The 2,341-nt window shown below is 52.5% G+C and carries 6 protein-coding genes; all 6 read left to right on the top strand.

The genetic code is table 11. The features are described from left to right. A partial coding sequence (locus JS46_RS22540; protein WP_033756041.1) for a recombination protein NinG occupies window positions 1-203 on the top strand: 203 nt, incomplete at its 5' end. Then, window positions 200-361 (top strand): hypothetical protein, encoded by a 162-nt coding sequence (locus JS46_RS24405; protein ID WP_160173340.1) that lies wholly within the window; start codon window positions 200-202, stop codon window positions 359-361. The genes JS46_RS22540 and JS46_RS24405, both read left to right, overlap by 4 nt. A 44-nt stretch (window positions 362-405) precedes the next feature. After that, complete coding sequence (locus JS46_RS24855; RefSeq protein WP_369799197.1) at window positions 406-483, top strand: hypothetical protein; 78 nt, start codon at window positions 406-408, stop codon at window positions 481-483. Beyond that, window positions 473-1,087, top strand: coding sequence for a hypothetical protein (locus JS46_RS22545; RefSeq protein WP_051905677.1), 615 nt, complete (start codon window positions 473-475; stop codon window positions 1,085-1,087). Before JS46_RS24855 ends, JS46_RS22545 begins: the two co-directional genes overlap by 11 nt. Window positions 1,088-1,691: 604 nt before the next feature. Next, on the top strand, window positions 1,692-1,934 hold the full coding sequence (locus JS46_RS22550) for a phage holin (RefSeq protein WP_033756035.1): 243 nt from the start codon (window positions 1,692-1,694) through the stop codon (window positions 1,932-1,934). Window positions 1,935-1,937: 3 nt separating this feature from the next. After that, window positions 1,938-2,341: lysozyme (locus JS46_RS22555; protein ID WP_051905678.1), on the top strand; the 404-nt coding region annotated here is incomplete at its 3' end.

Raw genomic sequence — 2,341 nt, forward strand, 5'->3', positions numbered from 1 at the left:
AGTGTCATCGATGTAATGTCCAGCTATCCGGCAATCAGCAGCAGTACCGCATCAATCTCATCACCAAAATCGGCCTTCAGCGCGTTCTGGCGCTCGAATCAAACAACGAACCTCACCGATACACCCGTGAAGAGCTGGACGGCATACGTGCGCGTTACAGGGCTTTGCTGCGGGCATTGGTCAAGCAGAGGGAGGCAGCATGAAACCAATAGACCATTACCGACTGGCTGTGTTTCTGGGACAGAAAGCCCGACTGGAAAAGCAGCTATCCATAGTGAACAAAAATATCGAACTGGTGCAGTACAACCATAGGCCGCGCAAGCCATTAGGTCAGCGCATTCTTGATTGGTGGTTCGCATGAACGAATACCTCAGAGAGAAATGGCTAAGGCTTCGCATTCTGAAGATGAGCCGCATGTTCGAAATCAACTACCGCATATTGCGTAACACAGCAAAACTAATGGGGGTTAAGCATGCAATCTGACGCACTCGCACAGCTGGCGCAGGTAATACGCAAATCAGACCTGAAGAAGCGATACCTCAACCCCGTAAAGCTCATTACTCCGCTGCAGTCCGCATGGGTGCGATGCATGCTCGATGTGTGGGGCGAGAAGTACGGCGGCCACGTCGGGCCAGACAGCGGAAAGGTAAGCGTGCTAGGTCGGCTAATGATTCGTCAGGAATGGAACGACAGAGAGTCAGAGCGCATTTTCGAAGTGGTAGAGAGCCTGCACAAGCAGGGATACAAAGGGGATGAGCTGTTCATCAGGGCAAAGCAAATCATCAACCCTCAGAACTCAGTCAGCAATCTTCTCGAGCGCGCCAACGAGCAAGAAGATGCCGACCTGGTTGAATCTGTAATCTGCCGTCTCTTTGCGCCTAACAACCCGATCCGACATGTAGCAATTAAATACTACTGCGAGCGCAAATGCTCGCAAGATATCGCAGTAGAGCTGGCGAAGCTCACTGGTATCGACAGTCAGTCAGCATGGCGCCGAATCAAGTGGTGTAGAGAGCTGCTTGAAGCAAGCGTGTTTCACGCGATCGTGTTCGAACTGGAGGCTAACAAGCAGAAGATTGCAGCTTAAATCAGAGAACTCGCAAAAATAATTTGAAAACGCGAAATGAAAGTGCTAGAGTTCTGATATGCTCGCGGCAGTAGTCGTTGAGCAGTCAGTTCCATCACTATCTTGTGGATTCCAAAGAGCCTCGCAGCCTCACCAGCTGGCGGGGCTTTTTTACATCTGTCGTGCATTGGCGAATGTATGAATCATTCGCGAGGGCATGAGCATTGAGGCTGAAAATAAGTACCCTTCAGGTGCGGATTGATCACCCGCCGTTAGCTCCACGAAACGGAGCCCGCAACAGGCAAGAGCATTAGTTCGAACGGCATCCCTCATTTCCAGAATAGCGACCGGTGAAATGTCGATGGGGAATGTGACGACGCGTATCAGTGCTCTTTCCTGTTTTCGCCCCTGCCAATCACTGCACACTTCGGTTTAGCGACCTGTGGCAGAGGGCGATTTTTATCCATAAAAAAATCCGCGCTCAGGCGGATTCTTCAACGTTGACTACGCAACGGCAGGGCGGTGCTTTTTTCTCTCGACAAGATGAAAGCTAACCGGGCTTGCTCAGTTCAGAAAGTAGACAATTCCTAATTGAGCCAGCTCCCTCAAAAATAGAGGGGGTCACATGAGTATCGATATGAGCAAACTGGCTTCGGGCGCAGCGTATGGCGCGTCAGCCGGGACGATTGCCAACGGTCTTCTGACCCGGCTTAGTCCCGATGAGTGGAGCGCTGTAGGCGTCCTGGCCGGTATTCTGGTCGCCCTGCTAACGCTCGGCATCAACTGGTATTACAAACGCAAAGCCACACTGGCGCAGATAAAGGCGCTTCAGCGCTGGCCCACCGCACCCGGACTCACCGAGGAATAACCCATGGCAATGTCAAACTCACTGCGGAACAAGCTGATTGCTGCCGCGGGCGGCGGAGCCATGCTTATCGCTACGGTATTCCTTGGCGGTAAGGACGGTGTAGAGGGGCGGGTATACGAGCCCTACAAAGATGTAGCCGGAGTCTGGACGGTCTGTGACGGCCATACAGGCAACGACATCATCAAAGGCAAGAAGTACACCGACCGCGAATGCGATCGCCTTCTGTGGAATGATCTGCAGCCGGTAAAGAAGACGGTCGATAGCCTGGTCAAAGTGCCGTTGAATGAATATCAGCGCGCAGCACTCTACAGCTTCACCTACAACGTAGGCTCCGGTGCGTTTTCTAAATCGACGCTGCTGAAGAAACTTAACGCAGGCGATCAGGATGGAGCTTGCGAGGAGCTGCG

Origin of the sequence: Pantoea sp. NGS-ED-1003, from assembly GCF_000738765.1 — a bacterium.
Lineage (GTDB): Bacteria > Pseudomonadota > Gammaproteobacteria > Enterobacterales > Enterobacteriaceae > Pantoea > Pantoea septica.